This window comes from Aneurinibacillus soli, from assembly GCF_002355375.1.
Taxonomy (GTDB): domain Bacteria; phylum Bacillota; class Bacilli; order Aneurinibacillales; family Aneurinibacillaceae; genus Aneurinibacillus; species Aneurinibacillus soli.
Window position 1 is genome coordinate 1,768,052 of record NZ_AP017312.1, and the last position, 25,938, is coordinate 1,793,989.

General features: G+C 44.5%; 30 protein-coding genes. All 30 read left to right on the forward strand.

Annotation, left to right across the window (positions count from 1 at the left end; genetic code table 11):
• Positions 1 to 80: 80 nt before the first annotated feature.
• The 30 genes from xerC (at position 81) to CB4_RS09200 (ending at position 25,921) form a co-directional block, all read left to right on the forward strand.
• A complete protein-coding gene (gene xerC / locus CB4_RS09055; protein WP_096465167.1) occupies positions 81 to 983 on the forward strand; it encodes a tyrosine recombinase XerC in 903 nt (300 codons plus the stop codon).
• A 23-nt stretch (positions 984 to 1,006) separates the two neighbouring features.
• Positions 1,007 to 1,552 (forward strand): ATP-dependent protease subunit HslV, encoded by a 546-nt coding sequence (hslV, locus tag CB4_RS09060; protein WP_096465169.1) that lies wholly within the window; start codon positions 1,007 to 1,009, stop codon positions 1,550 to 1,552.
• A 13-nt stretch (positions 1,553 to 1,565) separates the two neighbouring features.
• Positions 1,566 to 2,963 (forward strand): ATP-dependent protease ATPase subunit HslU, encoded by a 1,398-nt coding sequence (gene hslU, locus CB4_RS09065; protein ID WP_096465171.1) that lies wholly within the window; start codon positions 1,566 to 1,568, stop codon positions 2,961 to 2,963.
• A gap of 23 nt (positions 2,964 to 2,986) precedes the next feature.
• The gene (gene codY / locus CB4_RS09070) at positions 2,987 to 3,766 is read left to right on the forward strand and encodes a GTP-sensing pleiotropic transcriptional regulator CodY (protein ID WP_096465173.1); all 780 of its coding nucleotides are present in this window, start codon (positions 2,987 to 2,989) and stop codon (positions 3,764 to 3,766) included.
• A gap of 194 nt (positions 3,767 to 3,960) precedes the next feature.
• The gene (gene flgB / locus CB4_RS09075; protein WP_096465175.1) at positions 3,961 to 4,368 is read left to right on the forward strand and encodes a flagellar basal body rod protein FlgB; all 408 of its coding nucleotides are present in this window, start codon (positions 3,961 to 3,963) and stop codon (positions 4,366 to 4,368) included.
• A gap of 2 nt (positions 4,369 to 4,370) precedes the next feature.
• Complete coding sequence (gene flgC / locus CB4_RS09080; protein ID WP_096465177.1) at positions 4,371 to 4,832, forward strand: flagellar basal body rod protein FlgC; 462 nt, start codon at positions 4,371 to 4,373, stop codon at positions 4,830 to 4,832.
• A 26-nt stretch (positions 4,833 to 4,858) separates the two neighbouring features.
• Positions 4,859 to 5,164: a flagellar hook-basal body complex protein FliE gene (gene fliE, locus CB4_RS09085; protein ID WP_172890840.1), complete on the forward strand. Its 306-nt coding sequence runs from the start codon at positions 4,859 to 4,861 to the stop codon at positions 5,162 to 5,164.
• 33 nt (positions 5,165 to 5,197) lie between these two features.
• On the forward strand, positions 5,198 to 6,814 hold the full coding sequence (gene fliF / locus CB4_RS09090) for a flagellar basal-body MS-ring/collar protein FliF (RefSeq protein ID WP_096465179.1): 1,617 nt from the start codon (positions 5,198 to 5,200) through the stop codon (positions 6,812 to 6,814).
• A gap of 15 nt (positions 6,815 to 6,829) precedes the next feature.
• On the forward strand, positions 6,830 to 7,843 hold the full coding sequence (gene fliG / locus CB4_RS09095; protein ID WP_096465181.1) for a flagellar motor switch protein FliG: 1,014 nt from the start codon (positions 6,830 to 6,832) through the stop codon (positions 7,841 to 7,843).
• Positions 7,836 to 8,639, forward strand: a complete 804-nt coding sequence (fliH, locus tag CB4_RS09100) for a flagellar assembly protein FliH (RefSeq protein WP_157737899.1) — start codon at positions 7,836 to 7,838, stop codon at positions 8,637 to 8,639. Before fliG ends, fliH begins: the two co-directional genes overlap by 8 nt.
• Before the next feature lie 4 nt (positions 8,640 to 8,643).
• Positions 8,644 to 9,948, forward strand: a complete 1,305-nt coding sequence (gene fliI / locus CB4_RS09105) for a flagellar protein export ATPase FliI (protein ID WP_096465185.1) — start codon at positions 8,644 to 8,646, stop codon at positions 9,946 to 9,948.
• A 20-nt stretch (positions 9,949 to 9,968) separates the two neighbouring features.
• On the forward strand, positions 9,969 to 10,415 hold the full coding sequence (fliJ, locus tag CB4_RS09110) for a flagellar export protein FliJ (RefSeq protein ID WP_096465187.1): 447 nt from the start codon (positions 9,969 to 9,971) through the stop codon (positions 10,413 to 10,415).
• A gap of 11 nt (positions 10,416 to 10,426) precedes the next feature.
• A complete protein-coding gene (locus CB4_RS09115; protein ID WP_096465189.1) occupies positions 10,427 to 11,332 on the forward strand; it encodes a MotE family protein in 906 nt (301 codons plus the stop codon).
• 37 nt (positions 11,333 to 11,369) lie between these two features.
• Positions 11,370 to 12,665, forward strand: a complete 1,296-nt coding sequence (locus CB4_RS09120) for a flagellar hook-length control protein FliK (RefSeq protein ID WP_096465191.1) — start codon at positions 11,370 to 11,372, stop codon at positions 12,663 to 12,665.
• Between the two features lie 30 nt (positions 12,666 to 12,695).
• The gene (flgD, locus tag CB4_RS09125) at positions 12,696 to 13,184 is read left to right on the forward strand and encodes a flagellar hook assembly protein FlgD (protein ID WP_096465193.1); all 489 of its coding nucleotides are present in this window, start codon (positions 12,696 to 12,698) and stop codon (positions 13,182 to 13,184) included.
• The gene (locus CB4_RS09130; RefSeq protein WP_096465195.1) at positions 13,181 to 13,558 is read left to right on the forward strand and encodes a TIGR02530 family flagellar biosynthesis protein; all 378 of its coding nucleotides are present in this window, start codon (positions 13,181 to 13,183) and stop codon (positions 13,556 to 13,558) included. Before flgD ends, CB4_RS09130 begins: the two co-directional genes overlap by 4 nt.
• Positions 13,559 to 13,642: 84 nt before the next feature.
• Positions 13,643 to 14,701 carry a flagellar hook-basal body complex protein gene (locus tag CB4_RS09135; protein WP_096465197.1) on the forward strand — a complete coding sequence of 353 codons (1,059 nt, stop codon included), beginning with the start codon at positions 13,643 to 13,645 and terminating at the stop codon, positions 14,699 to 14,701.
• A gap of 72 nt (positions 14,702 to 14,773) precedes the next feature.
• A complete protein-coding gene (locus CB4_RS09140; RefSeq protein WP_096465199.1) occupies positions 14,774 to 15,013 on the forward strand; it encodes a flagellar FlbD family protein in 240 nt (79 codons plus the stop codon).
• On the forward strand, positions 15,006 to 15,473 hold the full coding sequence (locus CB4_RS09145; protein WP_096465200.1) for a flagellar basal body-associated FliL family protein: 468 nt from the start codon (positions 15,006 to 15,008) through the stop codon (positions 15,471 to 15,473). The genes CB4_RS09140 and CB4_RS09145 overlap by 8 nt, the downstream gene beginning before the upstream one ends.
• A 38-nt stretch (positions 15,474 to 15,511) precedes the next feature.
• A complete protein-coding gene (fliM, locus tag CB4_RS09150) occupies positions 15,512 to 16,510 on the forward strand; it encodes a flagellar motor switch protein FliM (protein ID WP_096465202.1) in 999 nt (332 codons plus the stop codon).
• Complete coding sequence (gene fliY / locus CB4_RS09155) at positions 16,503 to 17,789, forward strand: flagellar motor switch phosphatase FliY (RefSeq protein ID WP_096465204.1); 1,287 nt, start codon at positions 16,503 to 16,505, stop codon at positions 17,787 to 17,789. Before fliM ends, fliY begins: the two co-directional genes overlap by 8 nt.
• A 31-nt stretch (positions 17,790 to 17,820) precedes the next feature.
• Positions 17,821 to 18,183: a response regulator gene (locus tag CB4_RS09160; protein WP_096465206.1), complete on the forward strand. Its 363-nt coding sequence runs from the start codon at positions 17,821 to 17,823 to the stop codon at positions 18,181 to 18,183.
• A 16-nt stretch (positions 18,184 to 18,199) separates the two neighbouring features.
• Positions 18,200 to 18,814 carry a flagellar biosynthetic protein FliO gene (locus tag CB4_RS09165; protein ID WP_096465208.1) on the forward strand — a complete coding sequence of 205 codons (615 nt, stop codon included), beginning with the start codon at positions 18,200 to 18,202 and terminating at the stop codon, positions 18,812 to 18,814.
• 5 nt (positions 18,815 to 18,819) lie between these two features.
• Complete coding sequence (gene fliP / locus CB4_RS09170) at positions 18,820 to 19,578, forward strand: flagellar type III secretion system pore protein FliP (RefSeq protein WP_096465210.1); 759 nt, start codon at positions 18,820 to 18,822, stop codon at positions 19,576 to 19,578.
• A 15-nt stretch (positions 19,579 to 19,593) separates the two neighbouring features.
• A complete protein-coding gene (fliQ, locus tag CB4_RS09175) occupies positions 19,594 to 19,863 on the forward strand; it encodes a flagellar biosynthesis protein FliQ (RefSeq protein ID WP_096465212.1) in 270 nt (89 codons plus the stop codon).
• A 4-nt stretch (positions 19,864 to 19,867) separates the two neighbouring features.
• Positions 19,868 to 20,647 (forward strand): flagellar biosynthetic protein FliR, encoded by a 780-nt coding sequence (gene fliR / locus CB4_RS09180; RefSeq protein WP_231956201.1) that lies wholly within the window; start codon positions 19,868 to 19,870, stop codon positions 20,645 to 20,647.
• Positions 20,647 to 21,735, forward strand: a complete 1,089-nt coding sequence (flhB, locus tag CB4_RS09185; RefSeq protein ID WP_309146604.1) for a flagellar biosynthesis protein FlhB — start codon at positions 20,647 to 20,649, stop codon at positions 21,733 to 21,735. The genes fliR and flhB overlap by 1 nt, the downstream gene beginning before the upstream one ends.
• Positions 21,736 to 21,760: 25 nt before the next feature.
• The gene (gene flhA, locus CB4_RS09190) at positions 21,761 to 23,794 is read left to right on the forward strand and encodes a flagellar biosynthesis protein FlhA (RefSeq protein WP_096465216.1); all 2,034 of its coding nucleotides are present in this window, start codon (positions 21,761 to 21,763) and stop codon (positions 23,792 to 23,794) included.
• Positions 23,794 to 25,044: a flagellar biosynthesis GTPase FlhF gene (gene flhF, locus CB4_RS09195; RefSeq protein ID WP_096465218.1), complete on the forward strand. Its 1,251-nt coding sequence runs from the start codon at positions 23,794 to 23,796 to the stop codon at positions 25,042 to 25,044. The genes flhA and flhF overlap by 1 nt, the downstream gene beginning before the upstream one ends.
• Entirely contained in the window at positions 25,037 to 25,921 is an 885-nt protein-coding gene (locus CB4_RS09200) for a MinD/ParA family protein (RefSeq protein WP_096465220.1), read from the forward strand. Before flhF ends, CB4_RS09200 begins: the two co-directional genes overlap by 8 nt.
• Positions 25,922 to 25,938 lie beyond the last annotated feature (17 nt).

Here is a 25,938-nt window from a genome sequence, read left to right on the forward strand (position 1 = left end):
TGTATTTTCGGTAGATTATTACAAGTAAGGCGTGTGTCTCACACGCCTTGCTAATCGTTACCCGGTGAGGGGGTACACGTATGAAAGATGCGCAACCAGATACGATGCGCGTGCTCTTTAAGCAATACTTGCAGATCGAGAAAAATGCATCACCCTTGACGATTACGAACTATGAGAAGGATATTCGCGACTTTACCGCCTTTTTGGGGCAGCATGTGGCTGTAGATTATGCTGCTGTTTCGTATGCACGCGTACGACAATACTTGTCTGAGTTGCATGCACGAGAGTATTCGCGCCGTTCGATTGCCCGCAGGCTGTCATGCTTGCGTAGCTTTTACAAGTTTTTGCTCCGGGAAGAACTAGTAGAACACAATCCGTTCGCGATGGCTGCAACACCCAGGCTCGAAAAGCGATTGCCTACCTTTTTATTTCCAAAGGAGGTGGAGCAGCTACTTGCCCTTCCGGATACAGCTACACCATTCGGGTTGCGGGATCGGTTAATTCTCGAAATTTTATACGGAAGCGGCATTCGTGTCTCTGAACTGGTTGGAATGACCCTGTCATCTGTTGACGTAGTAGTGGGGACTGCACTTGTGCTTGGCAAGGGTGCAAAAGAGAGGTATGTACCGCTTGGTCAGCATGCGCTTTGTGCGTACCGTGCCTATATAGAGAGGGGAAGACCGGCTCTTGTAAAACAAAGCGCACCCCTGGCGTTGTTTTTGAATACAAGGGGGCAGGCAATGAGCGACCGCAGCGTACGGCGGATGCTGACAGACTATGTAGAACAGGCGAGTGATGTGCTGAAAGTGAGCCCCCATACGTTTCGGCATACATTTGCGACACATCTGCTGGAGAATGGTGCAGACCTGCGTAGTGTACAGGAAATGCTCGGTCACGCCAGCATTTCATCTACTCAGATTTATACGCACGTAACCCGTGAACGAATGCGCGCCGTCTATAATCAGGCGCACCCGCGGGCTTAAAATTGTGAAGCGGAGGGAATGCAATGGATATGACTTTTCATGCGACAACGATTTTTGCGGTGCGGCATAACGGTAGCGGGGCGATGGCAGGTGACGGACAGGTCACATTCGGCAACAGTGTGGTAATGAAGCAGACCGCTAAGAAGGTTCGCCGTTTGCACCATGGTCAGGTCATCGCAGGATTTGCTGGTTCCGTTGCAGACGCCATTACATTGTTTGAGAAGTTTGAAGCGAAATTGGAAGAGTATCATGGGAATTTGCAGCGTGCAGCGGTTGAACTGGCGAAAGACTGGCGGCTCGATAAAGTGCTGCGTAAGCTCGAGGCGCTTATGATCGTGATGAACAGTGATCATATGCTTCTTATTTCCGGAAACGGTGAAATTATTGAGCCGGATGATGGTATTCTCGCGATCGGTTCAGGTGGGAATTATGCGCTGGCAGCAGGGCGCGCGCTCAAGCAACATGCGGAAGGAATGACGGCGCGAGAAATCGCGACGGCGGCTCTGACGGTAGCGGCAGATATTTGCGTGTACACGAATCATAATTTAGTTGTAGAAGAAATCAACTAAAGGGGGCTTTGCTTTGAATAAGGCAGAACGTTTTACTCCGAAACAAATTGTTGAGCAACTGGATCAGTTTATTGTCGGGCAAAAGCAGGCGAAGCGTTCCGTGGCGATTGCACTGCGTAATCGGTACCGCCGCAGTTTGCTGCAAGAATCGATTCGTGATGAGATTGTTCCCAAAAACATTTTGATGATCGGGCCAACAGGCGTTGGTAAAACAGAAATTGCCCGTAGGCTTGCTAAATTGACTGGGGCACCATTTATTAAAGTAGAAGCAACCAAATTCACAGAAGTCGGCTATGTGGGTCGAGATGTGGAATCTATGGTTCGTGACCTGATTGAAACAGCTATTCGGATTGTGAAAGTCGAAAAAATGGAGACCGTGAAGGACCGAGCGGAAACATTGGCGAATGAACGCCTTGTTCAGTTAGTCGTGCCAGGCAAAGTAGATAACAAGCCATATAAAAATCCGCTTGAGATGTTTTTCGGTGGTCAGCAATCTTCTACTTCTTCCCATTCTGAGTCTGAAGATGCTTCTGTGGTCCAGCAGCGCAGACAGGTTGCGCATCAACTTGCGATGGGTCAGCTTGAAGAAACGATTGTAGAAATTGATGTCGAAGATGCAGCTCCGTCTATGTTTGATATGTTTGCGGGTTCAGGTATGGATCAGATGGGGATGAATATGCAAGAGATGCTCGGAAATCTACTTCCAAAGAAAATGAAAAAACGGAAACTTCCGGTTCGGGAAGCCCGGAAAGTTTTGATAACACAGGAAGCGCAGAAATTAATCGACATGGATGATGTTATTCAGGAATCGGTTATGCGAGCAGAACAGAGCGGAATCATCTTTATCGACGAAATTGACAAAATCGCAGGAAAAGAGTCAAATAGCGCACAAGTTTCGCGGGAAGGCGTACAGCGTGATATTCTGCCGATTGTAGAAGGATCAACTGTAATGACGAAGTACGGTCCAGTTAAAACCGATTATGTACTATTCGTTGCGGCCGGGGCTTTCCATATGGCGAAGCCTTCCGATTTAATTCCGGAGTTGCAGGGACGTTTTCCGATTCGTGTAGAATTAGATAGCCTAAAAGTTGAGGACTTTGTGCAAATTTTAACAGAGCCGAAAAATGCTTTAACCAAGCAATATATAGCATTATTAGAAACAGAAGGAATAAAAGTGGAATTTTCTGACGATGCTATTAAAGAGATTGCGAAACTAGCAGCTGAAGTCAATCAGAATACCGATAATATTGGTGCGAGAAGACTTCATACGATTCTTGAGAAGCTACTAGAAGACCTTTCATTTGAAGCGTCGGATGTTACACTTGAAAAAGTGGCCATTACGCCGCAATACGTACGAGAGAAACTTGCGACGATTGTAGAAGATCGCGATCTGAGTCGCTATATTTTGTAAAATTTTAAGGAGGATTCACACTAATGGACTTACTGTCAAAAATCCGTCGCATCAACGGTATGCTTCAAAAAACAGCAGGGCATCCGGTTAACTTTATGGAGATGGCGGAAGTATTAAGCGAAATCATCGAGGCAAATATATTCGTATTAAGCCGCAAAGGTAAAATTCTTGGCCATGCGCTTGCACAGGAAATTGACAATGAACGCATTCACAAAATGCTTGAAGAACGCCGTTTTCCGGGAGATTACAGCACGCAATTGCTTCGCGTGGACGAAACATCTTCAAATCTGGATATCGAAAGCCCGTATACGGCTTTCCCTGTAGAAATGAAAGATTTATTCCGCAAAAGCCAAACAACGATTGTTCCGGTCATTGGTGGTGGGGATCGTCTTGGTACACTCGTGCTGGCGCGAGTTAATGGTCAATTTGTTGATGATGAGCTGGCACTTGCAGAAGTAGGAGCTACCGTTGTCGGTATGGAGATCCTGCGTGAGCGTGCTGAAGAAATTGAACATGAAGCACGTAGTAAAGCTGTCGTACAGATGGCCATCGGTTCTCTCTCGTATAGTGAGCTGGAAGCTGTGGAACATATTTTTGAAGAACTGGATGCAAGAGAAGGTCTTCTCGTTGCGAGCAAGATTGCAGACCGAGTTGGTATTACGCGTTCGGTAATTGTAAATGCTCTGCGTAAACTAGAAAGTGCTGGTGTTATCGAATCGCGTTCCCTTGGTATGAAAGGTACTTATATCAAGATCTTGAATGAAAAGCTCCTCCCAGAGTTGGAAAAATTAAAGACTTCGTAATAGCTTAAAATTTATGTTCGGTAACAAAGCCCTATCTTGAAGATGGGGCTTTGTTCGTTTACAACTATCTGGTAATATAGTAGATGTTAACTTGATACATACAGAAAAAGTGTAATTACATGAAATAATTCCCTTTTGTGGAATGACAATTCTTGAAAAAAGCGCGAAAAAAGTTATAGGACGGAGGGGAACATATGCTTATAACACCGACATTTTCTGCTTTAGAAAAAGCATTAGATGCTGCTTCGATGAGGCAAAAGGCTATAAATAACAACATTGCTAATGTAAATACACCGTATTATAAAACACAAAGCGTTACTTTTGAATCGGAGTTACAAGAAGCGATGCAGAAGTCAGCGACGACTTTTAGCGCATATAGGACTGATCAGAAACATCTAGCTTTTGGAACACCGAACATTAACGAGGTACAGCCTCATCTCCAAGTAGATTCTTCAACAGGCCCTATGCAGAATTCAGCAAATAATGTAGATTTAGATTATGAAATGACGAATCTTGCACGTAATCAGCTCTGGTATAATGCTTTAGCTCAGCAGGCAGGTGGAAATTTCGCTAAACTTCGCATGGTTATTGGAGGTAAATAAGTATGGCACTATTTGGAGGGTTCGATATTAGTGCTTCAGCCCTGAGTGCAAATCGGGTACGTATGGATGTAGTAGCGGGCAATATTGCTAATGCAAACACAACACGCGCTGAATTTGTAAATGGGAAATGGCAGCCGTATCGTCGTAAAATGGTAGAGGTGGAGCCAATTAATGGTGGATTCGACAGTGTTTTGAAAGCGTCGATGAATCCAGGTGGAGCACCACCTGCAGAAGGTGGAGTTCGGGTTACGTCTATAGTAGGAGACAAGACACCGTTTAAGACAGAATATGATCCTTCTAATCCAGATGCGGATGCGAACGGGATGGTTTCATACCCGAATGTAGACATGTTGAAAGAAATGGTAGACCTTATGGAGGCGACACGGGCGTATGAATCGAATGCGGCTGCGATTAACGCTTCTAAAGCAATGGCAACCAAAGCGCTTGAAATCGGAAAAGCATAAGACGTATTAAACAAGGAGAAATTTTTATGATCGAAAAAATTTCCATGGGCCTACCGACTGCGTCGGTGCAGGGGATTGCGCAGACACCTACCCCTACACCGAATGAAGTAACCGAATCATTTGCTTCTTATTTGCGAGATGCTATAAATGATGTGAACGGCTTACAAAAAACAGCAGATAAAATGAATGAGGGTCTTGCTACCGGACAGGTGCAGGACTTTCACCAGGTAGCGATTGCTTCGCAAAAAGCAAGTATTGCGCTCGAAATGACGATGCAAGTGCGCAATAAAGCAGTTGAGGCATATCAAGAGATTATGAGAATGCAAATTTAGTAATTATTTTTATGGTCATTGGCGGGGTGGAGGATGAACGAAAGAGTACAGCAAATGCGGGAGAAGCTAGCAGGTTTTTCGAACCGCTTTACAAGAAAGCAAAAAGTAATTGCCGGGGCGATAGCCGCATTTCTTCTTATTTCAGCAGCGCTGGGCATTTATATCGCATCTCGACCGACGTATGTTCCGCTTTTTGGTGGGAATCTAACGGAAAGTGATGTAGCCCAGATTAAACAAGAGCTGGATACGATGGGATATCAGGGTAAATATCAGTTGAATGGCACGTCCGTACTGGTTCCTGAGAAAGAAAAATACACCCTGGCTGCCGATCTGACAGCAAAAGGTGTACCGAAGGGTGAAGGCGTACGGTTGGATATCTTTAGCCAGAATATCGGCATGGGCATGACAGATCGCCAGTTTAGTGTTGTGGAACGGGATGCAATGCAGACGCAGCTTGCCGACTTGCTGAAGACGATAGATGGGGTACAGAAGGCTAATGTCATTCTGACAATGCCTCAGGAAAGCGTATTTGTGCGTCCGAATGAAGACACACAAAAAGCGACAGCTACTATTGTTGTAACAGTAGAACCGGGTCGAGAATTGACACAGCCGCAAATTGATGGGCTGTATAATCTTGTATCCAAAAGCGTACCGAATCTTCCAAAAGAAAACATTGTGATTACGGATCAAAGCAGTAGAATGCTTGAAGCAAGTAACGGGGAAGACGCAGCATATGGGCTTGATCAATATGACAAGCAGCGCAAGATCAAGAAAGATATCGAAAACGATATTCAGAAAAATCTTCAAAATCTGCTTGGCAGCATTCTCGGACAAAATAAAGTCATTGTGTATCCGTATGTAAAACTGAATTTTGACAAAACGCAGGCAGAAGAGAAGCTGGTAGAACCGGTAGACAAAGACAATAATGAAGGAATTGTCATTAGCTCCGAGAAAATTCAGGACACATCCAGCGGGAAAGGCACGCAAGCAAGCGGCACAACTGGGACTGGACAATCACAAATCCCAGGGTATCCGGGTGCAGGTAATTCTGGTGGCGCAGAAAGTCAGCATGAGCACACTGAAGATCGTGTGAACCGTGAAGTGAACCGTATTACTAAAAATATCGTCGGACAGCCGTACAAAATTGAGGATATTTCGATTAGTGTCGCTGTAGACCCAGCATTATTACAGTTACAACAGCCACAACAGCAAGGTGGTTCTGTTACCCTCCCAGGTAACACAAAGACGAATATTGAGAATGTTGTATCTAACGTTGTTCGGACTACTTTAGCTGCTCAAGGTACAGCACTTACGCCAGCAGAAATTACTAGCCGTGTGCAAATTTACCCAGGGAATTTTGTGATTCAGAATACAAATACGAGTAGCGGAACTAATCCATGGATCATATACGGTAGTATCGGACTGGTTGTATTAGCGGCGATTGTTGCATTTATTATCATTCGTCGACGTCGTAACCAGTCTATCGAAGAAGTTCAGGCAGCACCAGCGCCAGGAGCACTTGAGGTTCCGGATCTTGAGTATGCAGATGATGGGGAAGAGGCACTTGTGCGCAAGCAGCTGGAGAAGCTGGCAGGTCAGCGTCCGGAAGAGTTTGTCAGCCTGTTGCGATCTTGGTTAGCAGACGAATAAAAGTGGGGGATGTACATGGCACGTTCGGCAAAGGAGCTAAGCGGGAGACAAAAGGCCGCGATTCTTTTGATCTCGCTCGGTCCGGAAGTCTCTGCCCAGGTGTTTAAGCATCTGCGCGAAGAAGAAATCGAGCAACTCACGCTTGAGATTGCCAATGTGAGAAAAGTTGATATTTCAGAGAAAGAAACCGTTCTAACAGAATTCCATCAGATTTGTGTAGCTCAGGAATACATCTCGCAAGGTGGTATTAATTACGCGAAAGAAATTTTGGAGAAAGCACTTGGTCAGCAAAAAGCATTTGATATTATTAATCGTCTGACCGCTCATCTTCAGGTTCGTCCGTTTGATTTTGCAAGAAAAGCAGACCCGGGTCAGATCCTCAACTTTATCCAAAATGAGCATCCGCAAACGATCGCCCTTGTGCTTTCCTACCTGGAGCCAGAACAGTCCGCAATCATTCTGTCTGCTCTTCCGCAGGAAAGTCAGGCGGAAGTAGCACGCCGGATTGCGCTAATGGAAAGTACATCACCGGATGTTATCAGTCAGGTGGAAAGTGTGCTGGAGCAGAAGCTGTCTTCAACTGTTGTTCAGGATTATACACAGGCCGGCGGTATCGAAGCAGTTGTTAACATGTTAAATAATGTAGACCGTAGTACAGAGCGCATTATTCTCGATACGCTTGAGATTCAGGACCCAGAGTTGGCCGAAGAAATCAAGAAGCGTATGTTCGTATTCGAGGATATTGTTGTACTCGACGACCGTTCCATTCAGCGTGTGATTCGCGAGGTGGAAAATGCGGATCTTATGCTTGCGCTTAAAGTGGCAAATGAAGAAGTGCGAAATGTTGTATTCCGCAATATGTCGAAGCGTATGGTGGATACGTTTAGAGACGAAATGGAATTCATGGGACCTGTACGCTTGCGTGATGTAGAAGAAGCGCAAACCCGTATTGTTGGCGTCATCCGCCGTTTAGAGGAAGCAGGTGAAATCATTATCGCCCGTGGTGGAGGAGATGAGATCATTGTCTAGAATTATTAAATCCTCCTTTTATTCAGCGGTAGAAGATAAGCGAGTTATCGAAGCAGTAGTGTTTCCCTCCTCAGATCCTGATCCTTTAGAGGATGCGGATATGACGCTGGAAGAAGATGAAACCGCACGATTGCATCAGGAACGGTTGCGGCAGGCAGAAGAAGAGGCACAATCCATTCTCGAGGAAGCACGCCAGCAGGCAAGGAAGATGATGGAGGAAGCGCAAAGTGAGATGGATGCCTGGTGGGAGGCTAGACGCCAGGAAGATGAGATTGTCCGCGGACAAGCGTCAGAAGAAGGTTTCATCTCCGGTGTCGAGCAGGGGCGTGAACAAGGGCGCCAGGAAGCCTTAGAAGAGTATTCTCATGCACTTGCAGAAGCCCGCTCGATTCTCGCAGAGGCGCCTGCTTGGAAGAGAAGGAAGATTGGGGAAGCAGAGCCATTTGTACTAGAGCTTACGCTTGAGATTGCTCGTAAAGTCATTAAAGAACAGTTTGAATGTGACCAGGAGCATCTTCTTACACTCATTCGCCGGGCGCTCTCTCATACGCAGGAATACAAAACGATTACAGTAGCGGTAAATCCGGATTCATATACATACGTGCAAGAGAACCGTGCACGGCTTGTCGATGTTCTCGATAGTCAGGTGGAATTGACGGTTGTGCCGGATGAATCTGCTGTGGATGGAGGCTGTATTGTTCGGACATCACTTGGTAATATTGATGCACGGGTAGATACTCAGCTTGCAGAGATAAAAAAGGCACTGCTTGAGATTCAGGCAGGAGAAAGTGAGTAAGGACATGTTTACGCTTGAAAAATATATGTCTGTCCTTCAAAATTTGAATCCAATCCGCGTGAATGGGAAAGTATCTCAAGTAATCGGGTTGACGGTAGAGTCGATGGGGCCAGCTGTACGTATCGGTGAGGTATGTCATATTTATCCGGCTAACTCTAGCGCTCCTGTTCAAGCAGAAGTTGTCGGGTTTAAAGACAATAAGGTGCTGCTTATGCCGCTTGGGGAGCTTGGATCTATCGGGCCAGGATGTGATGTTGTGGCTACTGGAAAACCTTTGACGGTAAAAGTAGGTCCGGAATTGCTTGGTAAAGTGCTCGATGGGAACGGACGCCTGATGAGTGGAGGGGCTTTTCCTGACACATTATCAGAATATCCAGTTGATAATCAACCACCGAATCCGCTGTCTCGCCCGCGTATTACAGAACCGCTTTCTGTAGGAGTACGGGCGATAGATGGGCTACTAACAGTTGGGAAAGGACAGCGCATCGGGATTTTTGCCGGGAGCGGTGTCGGCAAAAGTACGCTGTTAAGTATGATTGCCCGCAATACAGAAGCGGATGTGAACGTAATTGGTCTTATTGGAGAGCGGGGACGTGAGGTTGCTGACTTTATTGAACGCGATCTTGGAGAAGAAGGATTGCGCCGTTCGGTTGTAGTTGTCGCTACATCTGACCAACCAGCACTTGTTCGGATTAAAGGTGCGCTTTTGACAACGGCGATTGCGGAATATTTTCGTGATCAGGGCTTAAATGTCATGATGATGATGGACTCTGTTACTCGATTTGCAATGGCACAGCGCGAAGTAGGACTGGCTATTGGAGAACCGCCTGCTACCAGGGGGTATACACCTTCCGTATTTGCTCTATTACCACGGCTTCTTGAGCGGGCCGGGACATCACCTGCAGGATCGATTACTGCGTTTTACACGGTGCTTGTCGAGGGGGATGATATGAACGACCCGATTGCTGACTCGGTACGTGGTATTCTAGATGGACATATCGTACTAAGTCGTAAACTTGCACATAGCGGTCACTATCCTGCTATTGATGTGCTGGCAAGCGTGAGCCGTGTAATGAAGGAGATTGTTACACCTGAGCATCAGGCAGCGGCGAATGAGTTAAAACGATTGCTTGCTGTATATCGGGATGCGGAAGACTTGATTAACATTGGAGCGTACAAGTCAGGAGCCAGTCGGGATATTGACATGGCTATTCAGTACAGGGATACGATTTTACGATATACTAATCAAGGGACGGATGAAGTATCCACGCTTGAAGATGCCATTGCGCAGTTGACCAGTACGTTTTAAACCATAGACAGGAGGCTTTCATGTCATTTGTTTATTCGTTTCAAAAAATTCTTGATGTTAAAGGCAAGGAAAAAGAGCAAGCGGAGATGAGTTATAGTCATTCCGTTCAAGCGCTTCGAATCAAAGAGCAAAAGCTTACACATCTAGAACAGAATAAGCAGGAGATGGAACAAAAGCTTCAGCAAGAAAGTCAGATCTCCCTTGCTGAACTGCGAAGTGGCTACGAGTATATTGGACATTTGCAGCGCATGATCATAGAAGCGGCATGTACAAAGCAGCAGGCTGAAAAAGAAGTAGAGTCCAAGCAGGAGCTTTTGACAGAGCGGGTTATGGATGAAAAAGTCTGGTTGAAGCTTAAAGAGAATGCATATGAACAATATAGGGAGCTGCAAAAACAAACGGAGCAGAGAGAGCTGGATGAAATTGCGGTAGCACGCTATTTCAGACAAAAAGTGAATTCGGTCTAGGGGTGTTTTTTATGGAAGAAATAGCAGAGGAACAATCCTATAGTAAGATGGAATGGTTCTTTTACATTATTTTTATCCCTTTGCTATTTACGCTTGTATTATCGGCGATTATTGCGCAGATGTTTGGCTATAACGTCGTGGGGATGCTGGCGAAGGGATTGAATCAAGTGCCGGTGGTTGAGAAGCTAATCCCGGATTCAGCTGCGCCAAATTCAAAAAAGACGACACAGACTGAGACTACACCCGCCAAGTCAGATGCGCGTGTGAGTGATTTGCAAAAGCAGCTTGACTTAAAAAATAAAGAGATTGACAAATTGAAACAGAAACAACAAGAAGAAAAGAAAATGCAGGATCAGGCCCAGCAGGCTACGTCTGCACAGACGACAGCTGCACAAGCATCACAGCAGAAGGCTACAGAAGAACGCCTGAAAGAAATGAAGCAGTTAGCTAAAATATATACAGCGATGTCTGCTGGTAAAGCAGCTCCCATTTTTGAGAAAATGCCTCCTGAAGAAGCGGCTAATCTTCTTCAGGTTATGAAGCCAGAAGATCGTTCTTCTATTATGGCCAAGATGAATCCTAAAAAAGCAGCCGATATGACCGTACTCATTCAGAAGATGAGTCTGGGACAGATGCCGGATGCTACGCCAGAAGCACAGGCAGCTATCCAGAACGAAATTAAAATTGTAAAAAATAACGCATCAGCTGAAGAAGTGGCAGCCTCAATCGCAACGATGCAACCAGCAAGTGCTGCTGTTCTAGTTGAAAACTTGTTCCGGACTGATGAGCAAAAAGCGCTTGCAGTCATGCGTAACATGGATCAGCAGAAGCGAGGAGACATTTTATCAAGCATTACAAATGACCTGAAAAAAGGTGCACTCGCGGCAAAAATTAGCCAGAAACTGATGGCGTATTAATGCGTCAAACAGTAAGTAGAGAAAGGAGGTGAAAAACATGGTACAGGGGACAAATAAACTGGATGTAATGATGCCGAAACCAGCTGTCACATCGAAATCAACTGCTGCATCGAAACCGATCGCGTCCTCTTCATTTGCTGATCGACTGGAGAAAGCAACTGCAGCACCGGTAAATGACAAAGTGGAGGAAAGTAGTTCGGTTCAAACGGGAAGTAAACAGGAGCAGATGGACAGCATTCTTGACGAGATCTTGCAGACTATAAAAGAAGACGGTCTGCCAGCAAAGCTCGAAGATAACCCGGCACTGCAAACACTTATTCAGCAACTGTATGCTCTTATGAATGCGCAATTGCCACAAAAAGAGTCTGCTTTGCAGCAGCCAGCCGAGGGGAACGGTGTTCAGTCTATACTACCGAACGCTTCCCCAGAAGAATGGATGAAAAAGATGTATGATATGCTTGTTAGTATGCAGAAGGCAGCCGAAGTAAATCCAATCAAGGGTATGTCGCAAGGGCTTCAGGCAAAATTCGAGCAGGTACTTACTATGTTAAAAGGCGCGAATATACCGACTGTTGCCACAAACTCTGTAAAGTTGGAAGCAAGCGCTGAACAAGCAAAAGGTATACAGGAGATGGCTGTTGTACTGCCGATGAAACCACAGACTGCCACCGAGCAGGGAGCATTGTCTCAGCAGCAATCTGGTAAAGATCAGGAGAAGTCTGGAACCTCTATGCCGACAGTTGCAACTGCTGAAGAAATAGAAACGGTTGTTCCGGGCGAAGGAGATGCAGTGAAGGCCATGCATCATCAGTTGAGTGATGTTACACCTATTGGGAGTAAAGAGGTGGCTTCAGCAGGAAAAGCCCATATCCCGCTTGTCCCGTCCCGTTTCTTTGTAAATGAGATGGAAACATTGGTCCTGAAACAGGTTCAGTTGAATCGAGGTACAGGGGCGATGGAAACAGTCATTCGTCTTTTTCCGGAAAATCTTGGTCAGGTTGATGTGCGCATCAGTGCATTGAACGGAAATATTATGGCACAGTTCATTACAGCAAACGCTGCTGGGAAAGAGGCTGTGGAGCAGCATTTAAACCAGCTCCGTCAGGCTCTGATGCAGCACGGACTCCATGTAGAGAAGCTGGAAGTAACACAGTTGCAGACATCTGCCGGTAATTCCTCAACGAATCAGGATACGCTGAATGGACAGGGCAAGGAGCAATCTTCTCAACGAGAACAGCAACAAGCTTCTAAAGAGGAAGAGGAGAAGCCAGCCTTTAATCTGGAAGATTTGTTGAATGAAGAAGGAATAGCTGAAGAAACTGAGGTGTTATAATGATTTCATAAAGAGAGGAGGAACAGATACATGCCTATAATCGACACCACGATGTACAAGAACTCTTTTCAGAATGTAAATAAGACGGCAGAAGAAAAATCTATGCTTGGGAAAGATGACTTTTTGCGAATTCTCGTAACTCAGCTACAAAATCAAGATCCGACTCAACCACTTCAGGATCGTGAATTTATTGCCCAGATGGCCCAATTTAGTACGCTTGAGCAGATGACGAATATGAACAAGATGATGAGTACGCTAGCAGAATCCCAGACACTTGGTGGTCTTTCTGGAATGATTGGTAAGAATGTAACCTGGACGGAGAAGGTGCAAGAAGTAGATGCCATGGGAAACACGACGTACAAAGATGTGCCGAAGCAGGGCGTTGTAAAGTCGGTAAGTATGAAAGACGGAACAACCCAGCTTATTATGGAAGATGACGCTAAAGTAGCGATAGGACTTGTTGAGACGCTTACGAACCCAACCACTTCTGCTCAAACGAATCAAAGGTCAGCATCATGAACCAGATAAAGGCAGGACGGGTTTTTTATCCTCAGCCTCAACCGATTGCAAAGCCAGCCTCTTCTTCACAGCAGGGAATATCATTTGAGGCTATTTTTTCGCAGAAAATCAAAGAGCAGCAGTCGATCGAATTTTCGAATCATGCCATACAGCGGCTTGAAAAGCGGGGAATTCAGCTAAGCAGTGAAGACTTAAACCGTCTCTCATCCGCTGTGAAGAAAGCAAAAGCAAAAGGGGCAAACGAGTCGCTTATTCTTATGAACGATATTGCATATATCGTCAATGTCCCAAATCAAAAAGTAATTACAGCTGTTGACCGTTCTTCGATGGGAGATAATGTGTTCACAAATATTGACAGTGCGGTAATCTTGTAAAAGTACGGGCCGGCCCTTACAGAGGAAGCTCGGTATCGCTGACTGACAGACGCGGTACATTTTAAAAACAGGGGGAAACAAATTATGTTACGTTCGATGTATTCAGCTATTGGTGGTTTGCGCGGATTCCAGAACAAGCTTGACGTAATCGGAAATAATATTGCGAACGTGAATACGGTAGGGTTTAAAAAGGGTCGGATCGAATTCCAGGACATGTTAAGTCAGGCGATGTCCGGAGGGAATGCTCCGACTGCTACTTCCGGCGGTACAAATCCGAAGCAGGTTGGTCTTGGTTCTACAATCTCAACCATTGATACGATCCATACACAAGGTGGAGCAATGACGACAAATGTGCCTACGGATCTAATGATTCAGGGAAATGGATTCTTCATTGTTTCCCCAACAGGTAAAGTGGATGCCACTAAAAATGCCATGACCAAGGAAGATTACTTTCTGACTCGTGCGGGTAACTTTGGTGTAGACGCAGATGGAAATCTTGCTACCTCTAATGGAATGTATGTAATGGGTACGGTGACAGATGGTAATGCAACAACACCTACTACACTTCAAAAGATTAATCTTTTACAAGATAAGGCAGGAAACCGTCTTGCGGTAGCACCGACTGCTCCGGCTACAAATGGTGTTCCAGTAAAAGTGAAAAGCTTCTCGATTGGTACAGACGGCAGTATAACAGTAGTATATGATCAAAAACCGACTGGGACAGTTCCTGCTGCAGGCGGAGCTCTTATGGTATTTCCTGCTGCAAACTCAAATGAAGTAAGCAAAATGGTAGTAGGTCTTGCAACAGTAGCAAACCCGGGTGGTTTAGAAAAGTCAGGAAACAATCTTTATAAAGTTAATGGTTCCTCTAATGGTAACATGGCTGATGATACGGTTCTGTTTATGGCAGGAGATACGACGGCAGGTCATGCTCCAACAGGTGGTGCTAAAGGGGTAATGATTGGAGCGCCAAACTCTGCAGAACGTGGTCCGGTGTATTCAGGGATGCTTGAAATGTCCAACACGGACCTTTCTGAAGAATTCACCGAGATGATCGTCGCACAGCGTGGTTTCCAGGCAAACTCCCGAATTATCACAACATCTGACTCGATTCTTGAAGAACTTGTAAACTTAAAACGATAGATTTCATCATACTATAATATAGAAAGGGGAGGACTTCACTCCTCCCCCGCTTTTTTTACTGGAGGGATGTAGATGATCCGCCTGACCCGATTGAATGGAAAAGAATACATTGTAAATGGATTGTTGATCGAAAGTGTAGAAGCAACACCGGACACGATGATTACATTGGTCAACGGAAAAAAGTTTGTTATCAGAGAATCTATTCCCGAGGTTCTTTCAGCCCTGACCAATTTTTATAGAGAGATTAATGTGATTAAAACAATGCAGTTACAGAAACGAGACCGTAAAGCGGAGGGGTTGGAAGATGCTTAAAGGGTTATTCAAAAACAAATTGATTAACATGATGATCATTTTGCTCATTGCGGTAACACTTCTGGGTGTGGTAGCGTTTGTGCTCTGGCAAACATATCTTAAGCCAGCGCCAGCAGCAAAGTCGGATCAGCAGGAAATCCAGCAGATGAGTGCTACTGAATTCCAAAAAGTTACATTTGAAACAGATGAGATTCGGACTAATCTTATCGATGGTAAGCTTATTCTAGCCAAGTTTGCCATTCAGGCTGAGAATGAGAAGACAAGACAAGAGCTAGAGTTACGTAAGCCTCAAGTTATACATATTATTATCACAACTTTATCTTCGATGAAACCGGAAGATATTCAGGGTGCTGGTGGAATTGCGAAAATGGAAGACGCGATAAAAAAAGGGCTGAATCCGCTTCTCACAGAAGGTAAAGTTCTGAAGGTTATTACAACACATAAAATTATTGACATGTAAGTGCAGGTTATTATGACGCAGATAAGGGGGTGACACTTATGAGTGAAGTTTTGTCCCAATCGGAAATTGATGCGCTGCTTGCAGCGATTTCATCCGGGGAAATGAACGCGGAAGAGCTGAAAAAAGAAGAGTTGGAGAAAAAAGTAAAAGTATATGATTTCAAGCGGGCGCTGCGTTTTTCCAAAGACCAGATTCGTACACTGACACGTATCCACGAGAATTATGCGCGATTGCTTACTACTTATTTTTCAGCGCAGCTCCGAACGTTTGTGCAAATAAGTGTTGCATCTGTTGACCAGCTTCCTTATGAGGAATTCATTCGTTCGATACCGAAGATGACTATCTTGAATATATTTGAAGCGGAGCCACTTGAAGGTCGTATGGTGATGGAGGTAAATCCAAATATTGCTTATGCGATGCTTGAGCGTCTTTTAGGAGGAGCGGGCACAACATCAAATAAAACAGGCGCGCTTACAGAAATCGAAACCATTATTATGGAACGAATTTTCAGTCGAGCTTTGGACAGTTTTATGGAAGCATGGAAAAATGTAGTCGACATGGAGCCAGAACTTGAACTGCTAGAAGTGAATCCTCAGTTTATGCAGATTGTGTCACCGAATGAGACAGTGGCTGTAATCTCCTTTAGTACAAAAATCGGAGAGACAACCGGGATGATCAATCTCTGTTTGCCACATGTTGTGCTTGAGCCGTTAATGGTGAAGCTTTCTGCTCATTATTGGTTATCCACACAAAAGAAGACTCGGGATGAGCGTGAAATAGAAATTCTTCAGGAAAGAGTGCGAATCGCAAAGCTCCCTCTGATTGCAGAGCTTGGAACATCTACAATTTCTGTTAGCGAGTTTTTAAATCTAGCTCTAGGAGACGTCATCCAGCTCGATCAGCGGACGGAAGATAAAGTAAAAGTTCTGATTGGACGCAAGGCGAAGTATCTTGCCACGCCGGGAACTTCTAGAGGTCGGTCCGCAATATTGATTGAAAAAGCGTTGGAGGAAGAAGGGGTGGAAGAAGATGAGTAGGGAAATGCTTTCCCAGGATGAAATTGATGCTTTGTTAACGCAAAACAATCTGGAAGATGAAGGGGAAGAGACCGGAGATCAGCAGGAGCTTAATATTGATGATATCTTATCCCCGCTTGAGCAGGATGCACTCGGTGAGATTGGAAACATCACATTTGGCAGTGCAGCCACAGCACTTTCTAGTCTTCTTGGTCAGATGACGGATATTACAACACCAAAAGTTGGTGCGATTCGTCGTGAGGATGTACAGAGTCAGTTTCCGCAGCCGTATGTGGCTGTGCATGTAGAATATACCGAAGGTTTTCAAGGAATCAATCTGCTTGTGATACGTACCCAGGATGCGCAAATTATCGCTGACTTAATGATGGGAGGCGATGGTACAAGTCCGCCACAGGAACTGAGCGAGATTCACCTGAGTGCTGTACAGGAAGCGATGAACCAGATGATGGGATCAGCTGCTACATCGATGTCAACAATTTTCAATAAACTGGTTAATATTTCTCCGCCAGGAATTGATATGATGGATCTGGCACATGGAGAAGGAACAGAGAACATTCCGCAAGATGATATTCTTATTAAAGTTTCGTTCCGCCTGAAAATCGGAACACTCATTGATTCAAACATCATGCAGCTCATACCAATTCCATTTGCAAAATCGATGGTAAATATGCTTATTGGTGGCATGGGGGAAGAACCGGCAGCACCGATGCCAGACTCAACTCCAGCTCCGACTGTACAGGAAATACCACCGGCTATTCCGCAGCCTATGCCGCAACAACAGCCAGTTTCCGCTGGGATGGGACATGACTATGGGCAACCGCCACAGCAGCCCCCAGCCGCTTATCCACCACCGTATATGGATCCAAGTCTGTACCAGCAGCAGCCGGCTTATCCACCATATCCGCCATATCCACCACAAGGATATGCAGCCTATCCGCCGCAGCCACCACAGCCACAGGCAAATGTACAGCCTGTGCAGTTCTCGGCATTTGGAAATAGCACTGTGCCGCAGGGATTGCCGCAAAATATGGATATGTTGCTTGATATTCCGCTTAAAGTAACGGTTGAACTTGGACGTACTAAAAAATTAATTAAAGATATTTTAGATCTTTCACCGGGTTCGATCATCGAACTTGATAAACTAGCGGGTGAGCCAGTTGATATTCTAGTAAATAACAAACTTGTCGCTAAAGGGGAAGTGGTTGTTATTGATGAGAATTTTGGTGTGCGTGTAACGGATATCATTAGTCAGTGGGATCGTATGCAGAAATTACAATAATGGTAGATGCAAGTAAGGAGGGTATTTAAATATGAGCAATAAAGTTCTGATTGTAGATGATGCTGCGTTCATGCGCATGATGATTAAAGAGATTCTGACGAAAAATGGATTTAATGTAGTTGGGGAAGCTAGCGATGGTGCTCAGGCAGTCGAGAAGTTTAAAGAGCTGTCCCCGGATCTTGTCACAATGGATATTACAATGCCGGAAATGGATGGAATTACAGCGCTGAAAGAAATTCGTAAATTGGATTCAAGTGCTAAAGTGATCATGTGTTCAGCAATGGGTCAGCAGGCAATGGTAATTGATGCGATTCAAGCTGGAGCAAAAGACTTTATTGTAAAACCATTTCAGGCAGATCGGGTAATCGAAGCAATTAAAAAGACGTTAGGATAGAAAAGAGCCATCTGATATGAAACACAGAATACATTTGAAGGTATGTAGCTTTCTGACAGGTATATGGTGGGCAGTGGGAGCGGGGCAAACGTATGCGAATGCTCCGCTTCCGACTAAGTCCGCTCTTAATGAACCTGAAGTAATTTCGAATTCACCGACGACAAGCATGCCGATGTTGCTGATTCAAACTATGTTAGCTCTTGCTCTGATTATTGGACTCATTTACATATTGTTTCGCTTTTTAGGAAAGAGAACGAACATCTTTTTTGGAAGAACAGCAATTCGATCTCTAGGTGGTTGCTCTGTGGGGCCGCAGAAATCGGTACAAATCATCCAGGTGGGGTCTTCTCTTTACCTAGTTGGTGTAGGAGAAGATATTAATCTGCTACGTCATATTGAAGGGGAAGAAGTAGATGAGATTATTTCTCTGCTCGAATCGCAGGGGCAACAGTCTGTCTCTTCTATCTCAAGCTTTCAAACTCTAATGGGCCGAATCTCTAAGAAACAAATTGATAAAGGGCAACCAGCGGATCGAAACTTTCAAGCACTGTTTCAGTCTAAGATGGAAGAGGCAAAGCAGCGGCGCCAGCGTGTAGAGAAAGAATTGTTTAATGAAGAGGAGAAGGAATAAGAAATATGAAACGTTTGCACATAATGGCGTCTGTATTGCTGGTAGTGCTTTTTCTCTTCGTACCTGAAACCGGTCATGCGGCGTCTGTGCCTATCCCGGGAATCGATATTAAGCTAGGGACGTCCAAAAATCCAGAAGATGTATCAGTAGCGCTGCAAATTTTACTGCTGTTTACGATTCTTTCACTGGCACCTTCTATATTGATTATGATGACGTGTTTTACGCGTATTATCATTGTCCTATCATTTACGAGAACAGCACTGTCTACGCAGCAGGCACCACCTACACAAGTTCTGGTAGGACTTGCATTGTTCCTTACGTTTTTTATCATGGCACCTACGTTTTCACAGGTAAATACACAGGCGGTTCAGCCGTATTTGCACAAGCAGATTACACAGGAACAGGCGCTGGAAAGAGCGGTTGATCCTTTTAAGAACTTTATGGTAAAACATACGCGTGGGAAAGACTTGAACTTGTTTTTGGATTATACAAAAACTCCAAAACCGAAGACAGTAAAAGATATACCGCTGACCGCGCTCGTTCCAGCGTATGCAATTAGTGAATTAAAAACAGCGATGCAGATGGGGTTTATGATTTTTATTCCCTTTATTGTTATTGACATGGTAGTAGCTAGTGTTTTGATGGCGATGGGGATGATGATGCTTCCACCGGTAATGATTTCACTTCCATTTAAAATTTTGCTGTTTATTCTAGTAGATGGCTGGTATCTCGTTGTTAAGTCTTTGTTGCTAAGTTATCAATAGGAGTGAGAGTAGACAATGTCACAGGAATTTATTATCTCACTTGCCCAAAAAGCAGTGTTTACCCTGCTGCTTACAAGTGCGCCTCTAGTAGGGATTGCACTTATAGTCGGCCTTTTGGTTAGTATTTTTCAAGCGACAACATCCATTCAAGAAGCAACACTTGCTTTTGTACCAAAGATTGTGGCTACGATGGTAGCCTTAGTTATATTCGGACCATGGATGCTTAATCACTTGCTTGATTTTACTTCTACTATTTTGGCTAATTTATACAAATTTATAGGGTAGCCGCATGATGCAATTAGTAGAATTACTGCCAGCCTTCTTACTTGTGTTTATTCGAATTACGGCGTTTTTTGTAGTAGCACCTATTTTTTCTGCACGAAACATACCGGCCATGTATAAAGTAGGGCTTTCTTTTTTTCTGGCACTTATTGCATTTCCGCTAGTTAAAGCGAGTGGTACCATTCAATTGGATTGGGAGTATGTATATCTTGCTTTGAAAGAAGTACTGGTAGGACTCATTCTTGGGTTCATTGGGTTACTTCTTTTGTCGGCTATTCAAACGGCGGGTTCTTTTATTGATATGATGTTAGGTTTAGCCATGGCATCAGTTATTGATCCGTTAACGGGCATGAACTCCCCGCTGATGGGTAATTTCAAATATGTTCTAACATTACTATTTATTTTATCGGTCAATGGGCATCATTTATTAATTGAAGGTGTGCTGTCTAGTTATCAGGCCATTCCGCTTGACAAATGGATGAGTGGGTGGGGAGATGGTTCTATTTCCGGATTTTTGCTGGAGAAGTTTTCATACATGTTTATGTCGGGAATGCTGCTTGCTGCACCACTTGTCAGTTCTCTATTTGTAATGGACGTGGCACTTGGCATTGTAGCTAAGACGGTACCGCAGATGAACATTTTCGTTGTGGGTATGCCGGCTAAGCTTCTGGGTGGTTTTCTTGTGTTGATTGTTGTGTTTCCGGCGTACTTTTTCGTAATCGGCCGTCTGTTGGAAGTGGTCTTCTCTTCTATGGCACAGATGATTAAGATAATGGGGGCCGTTTAATGTACATGCTTCACGTCCAGATGGACTTGCAGTCTTTTGCTGGAGAAAAAACAGAAAAAGCAACCCCAAAGAAAAAGCAGAAGGCGAGAGAAGAAGGACAAGTAGCCAAAAGTCAGGATATTTCTGCTGCATTGCTTTTGTTGGCTATATTTTTGTTGCTGTTTTTTGCAGGAAAAAGCATGGGGGAGCAGATGAAGCAGTTTTTCCTTAGCTTCTTCAATCGTTATTTGCTACTGGAACTTACACCAGAAAACATACGGAATTTAATGATTGAAATGTGCTATCAGAGCTTCTTGATTGTCTGGCCTTTTTTACTTGTTGCGCTCGTTATTTCTTATTTTGCAAACTATATCCAGGTGGGGATGTTGTTTACTACTGAGCCTCTTAAGTTTAAATTGAGTGCGCTTGACCCGATTAAAGGTGCAAAAAAAATTTTTTCGATGCAGGCGGTTGTGAATTTATTCAAATCAGTTTTTAAGACAGTGGTAGTTGGCCTAGTTGCTTGGCTAGTGTTATGGAATGGAAAGGAAGATCTTCTGACACTAGCAACTAAGACTATCGGAGATATGATTACGGTTATCGGAAAGCTGATTATACAGCTTGGTTTTGCAATAGCTATTCTGCTTATTGTGCTGGCTGTTCTGGACTATGTGTATCAAAAATTCCAGCATGAAAAGCAACTTCGAATGTCTAAACAGGATATAAAAGATGAGTATAAGATGATGGAGGGGGATCCGCAGATCAAGGGGAAAATTAAGCAGAAGCAGCGTGAAATGGCTATGCGCCGCATGATGCAAGAGGTTCCCAATGCTGACGTAGTTATTACCAACCCAACGCATTTTGCTGTGGCGATTAAATACGACGGAGAGACCATGAAAGCTCCCGTTGTAATTGCCAAAGGGCAGGATTTTGTTGCTCTTAAAATACGGAAAGTTGCTGAGGAAAATAGCATCATCACAATGGAAAACAAATTACTGGCACGTACACTGTATGCACAGGTAGAGATTCACCAACCGATCCCAGAAGATCTGTTCCAGGCGGTAGCGGAAGTTCTTGCTTATGTATACAGATTAAAAGGAAAAATCTAAGAAATGGATGGAAGGAGGAGAAACGATGGGTCGTAGAGATTTGGTTGTCATGGGATTTGTCATTGCTATTGTCGTGATGCTTGTTATTCCCATGCCGAATCCCCTCCTCGATTTTCTTTTAATTATAAATATCTCGATATCGCTTACTGTTTTGCTTGTAGCGATGAATACGAATGATCCATCGCAGTTTTCGGTCTTCCCATCAATCCTGCTTATTACAACAATTTTCCGTCTGGCGCTTAACGTTTCATCTACACGAAATATTCTCTCCCACGCCGAGGCGGGAAAAGTTATTGAGGCGTTTGGTTCGTTTGTAATCGGGGGGAACGCTGTTGTCGGTTTTGTTGTCTTTTTAATTCTGACTCTCATTAACTTCATGGTTATTACGAAAGGTTCGGAGCGGGTAGCAGAAGTAGCAGCACGTTTTGCACTTGATGCGATGCCGGGGAAACAGATGGCGATTGATGCAGATTTGAATGCAGGTGCCATCTCGGATACAGAAGCACAGCAGCGTCGTAAAAAAATTAGTCAGGAATCTGAGTTTTACGGAGCGATGGATGGTGCAACCAAATTTGTAAAAGGGGATGCCATTGCAGGGATTGTTATCTTCATTATTAATATCATTGGTGGCCTGATCATCGGAATGGTCATTCATAATATGGGGTTTTCTGAGTCGGCTACTACGTTTACATTGCTGTCTGTTGGTGATGGACTAGTCAGTCAGGTACCAGCCCTGTTGCTTTCTACGGCGACCGGTATCATTGTAACGCGAGCCGCTTCTGATGGAAACATGGGTGACGATTTAGCGAAACAGATGCTTGCCTACCCGAGACTGCTCTATATTGTAGCGGCTACGGTATTATTGATGGGGGTGTTTACACCAATTGGCCTGCTTCGTACGGTTCCGGTAGCTGGAATGCTGGCTTTCCTTGCTTTTCGCCTTCAGCGAAATATGGAACCAGACACAGCTTCGCTTGAAGCATCTGTAGAGGAAGCAGAGATGGATGAGGTACGTAGTCCGGAAAGTGTAGTGAGTTTGCTGCACATTGATCCGATTGAGTTTGAATTTGGATATGGTCTGATTCCACTTGCGGATACAAACCAGGGTGGGGACTTGCTTGACCGGGTTATTATGATTCGTCGTCAGTGTGCGATTGAACTTGGAGTTGTTGTGCCAGTTATTCGTATTCGTGATAACATTCAGCTTCGCCCAAATGAATATGTTATTAAAATTAAAGGAAATCAGGTTGCGCATGGCGAAATTATGTTAGACCATTATCTGGCAATGAGTCCGGGTATTGAGGATGACTCTGTTGTCGGGATTGAAACGGTGGAGCCTGCTTTTGGTTTGCCGGCTCTCTGGGTGACGGAAGAGGTGAAAGAACGTGCGGAAATGGCCGGTTACACGGTAGTAGACCCACCTTCTGTTGTAGCTACACATCTGACGGAGATTATTAAGCGCTATGGACATGAACTGCTAAATCGCCAGGAAACAAAGGCGCTCATCGACAATGTACGCGAGACATCGCCTGCGCTTGTTGAGGAACTTATTCCAAATGTTATGTCTATTGGGGATGTACAGAAGGTGCTACAGAAACTGTTGCGTGAGAAGATCTCGATTCGCAACTTGCCAACGATTCTTGAGACGTTGGCTGACTATGGACCGTACACGAAAGATACTGATTTGCTCACAGAGTATGCTCGTCAGTCGCTTTCCCGTCAGATTACGTTGCATTATGCAGTACCTGGTGAACCGTTGCGTGTTATTACAGCAGGTCCGACCTTAGAAAAGAAAATTGCGGACGCTGTGCAGCAAACAGAGCAGGGAGCATATCTAGCGATTGATCCGGAAACCTCACAGCGTATTTTCAACTCTCTTTCGGAACAGGTAAACCATATGTTGCAGACAGGCCAGCAGCCGCTTATCCTGACATCGCCTGCAATTCGGATGTATTTGCGCCAGCTTGTTGAACGTATGATGCCTGAAATTCCTGTTCTTTCGTATAATGAGCTGGAACCGGACGTTGAGATCCAGAGCATAGGGGTGGTGAGCGTATAATGCGCGTAAAAAAATATATCGTAGATTCTATGTCGGATGCGTTGGAACAAATACGTTCCGAATTAGGAAAAGATGCGATTATTTTAAATACAAAGCCAGTAAAAACCGGTGGATTTCTCGGGATGTTTGGAAAAAAACAAATTGAAGTGATTGCAGCAATAGATCCGAATGCTGAAAAACCACGTCCGCGTCGAACGGAGCCGACAAAGACGACACCACCACCTGTACCGGCTGTCGCCACTCCGATCGAGGTTGTGCCCGTATCAAAAGCAAGCTTTGGTAAAAAAGACAGCGAAACGGTTGATTTTTCTGCTGTCCTTTATCAAAAAGCTGTACAGGAGAATATACCACCGGCGCCGGAAGTAAACGTTCAAGTGCTGACAAAAGAGATTGGCGATATGAGAAATATGCTGTGGAAACTGATGCTGACAGATGAGAAAGCAGCTGCTATGCCGTCGGTTTTTATGACCATTCGCCAGCGCCTGCAAAGGCAGGAAGTAGAAGATGATATTATTGTTTCGCTGTTTGAGAGAGTTATGAAGCAGTTATCATCAGAAGAATTAAGCCAGGAAACAAAGGTATGGGCAGAAGTTAGAAAACAGCTCACCGCCTGGATGGATGAATCTCAGCTAGTACCGGGACCGCTAAACCAGGATGCGGCATTTGTAAGCTTTGTTGGGCCAACTGGTGTAGGAAAAACAACTACGCTTGCCAAGCTAGCAGCTGCCAGTGTACTGCATCATAAGCGGAAGGTTGGAATGATTACATCTGATACATATCGAATTGCAGCTGTTGAACAGCTAAAAACATATGCCAATATTTTGAATGTCCCGCTGAAAGTCGTATATGCAGCAGAGGAGCTTCCACAGACGATTGAGCGTTTGACTGGCTGTGATCTGATTTTTATGGATACAGCTGGCCGTAATTATCGCAACAAAGAATATGTAGAAGAAGTAAACCGACTGCTTGTTTCTCATCAGCCGATTGAGACGTTTCTTGTCGTAAGCTTGACCGCAAAGTATGAAGATATTAAAGCAGTTGCAGAAAGCTTCCGTCATGTGCCGATCCAGAAAGTCATTTTTACAAAGGTAGATGAGACACGTTCCTATGGAGCCATTGTGAATCTTGTACTGGAGCGAGGGCTTTCTCTCTCTTATTTTGCAAACGGGCAAAATGTTCCGGATGATATTGAACAGGCCACATCTGAGCGTGTTGTTTCTCTGGTGTTAGGAGATCGTGAACATGAATGACCAGGCACAGCAGCTTCGTGAAAAACTACTTCAGCAATCATCTCATCCATCCGTTTTGCAGCATGGTAGCCGCAAAACAAAAGTAATTGCAGTGGCAAGTGGAAAAGGTGGAGTAGGAAAATCAAACATTGCACTTAACTTTTCCCTGGGCTTGCTACAAAAAGGACAACGTGTTGTTGTTATGGATGTGGATGTGGGTTTTGGAAACATTGATATTCTTTTAGGTATTTCTTCACAAAAAAATATTGTTGATCTCATAGACAAAGGTCTCTCTATCTGGGATATTATTGAGAAGGGGCCTAATGGACTACAGTTTATAGCGGGAGGTTCCGGGCTGTCGCAAATTTTTCAGCTGGACGAGAGTAAACTGCGATACTTTTTTGAACAGCTAGCCCAGCTTCACGGCTATGCAGATGTCATTATTTTGGATACAGGAGCCGGCATGTCGGAAAATTCACTTCGTTTTTTGTTGGCGGCTGATGAAATTCTGGTTGTCACGACGCCAGAACCAACTGCATTGACGGATGCGTATGCCTTAATTAAAATGACGCATAGTCGAAAGCCTGACGCACATTTTCAGATTATTGTCAATCGGGCAGCCAGTGCAAAAGAAGGGAAGTTCGTGGCAGATAAACTTTCTCTTGTTTCTCGACAGTTTCTTAATTTGGAAGTTGGATCGCTAGGGTTTGTGTTTGATGATGATCATGTTGCTAGAGCTGTGAAAAAACAGCAGCCGTTCTCACTGGTGTACCCTTCTAGCAAAGCCGCCCACAGTATGCGTGACCTGGTTCTCTCCTATTTACAGCAAGAAAACGAACAGACAAAACAAACAGGTATGAAAGGATTTATTTCACGTTTGCGCTCGTTTTGGAAATAAAGCGAGAGGAGGGGGAG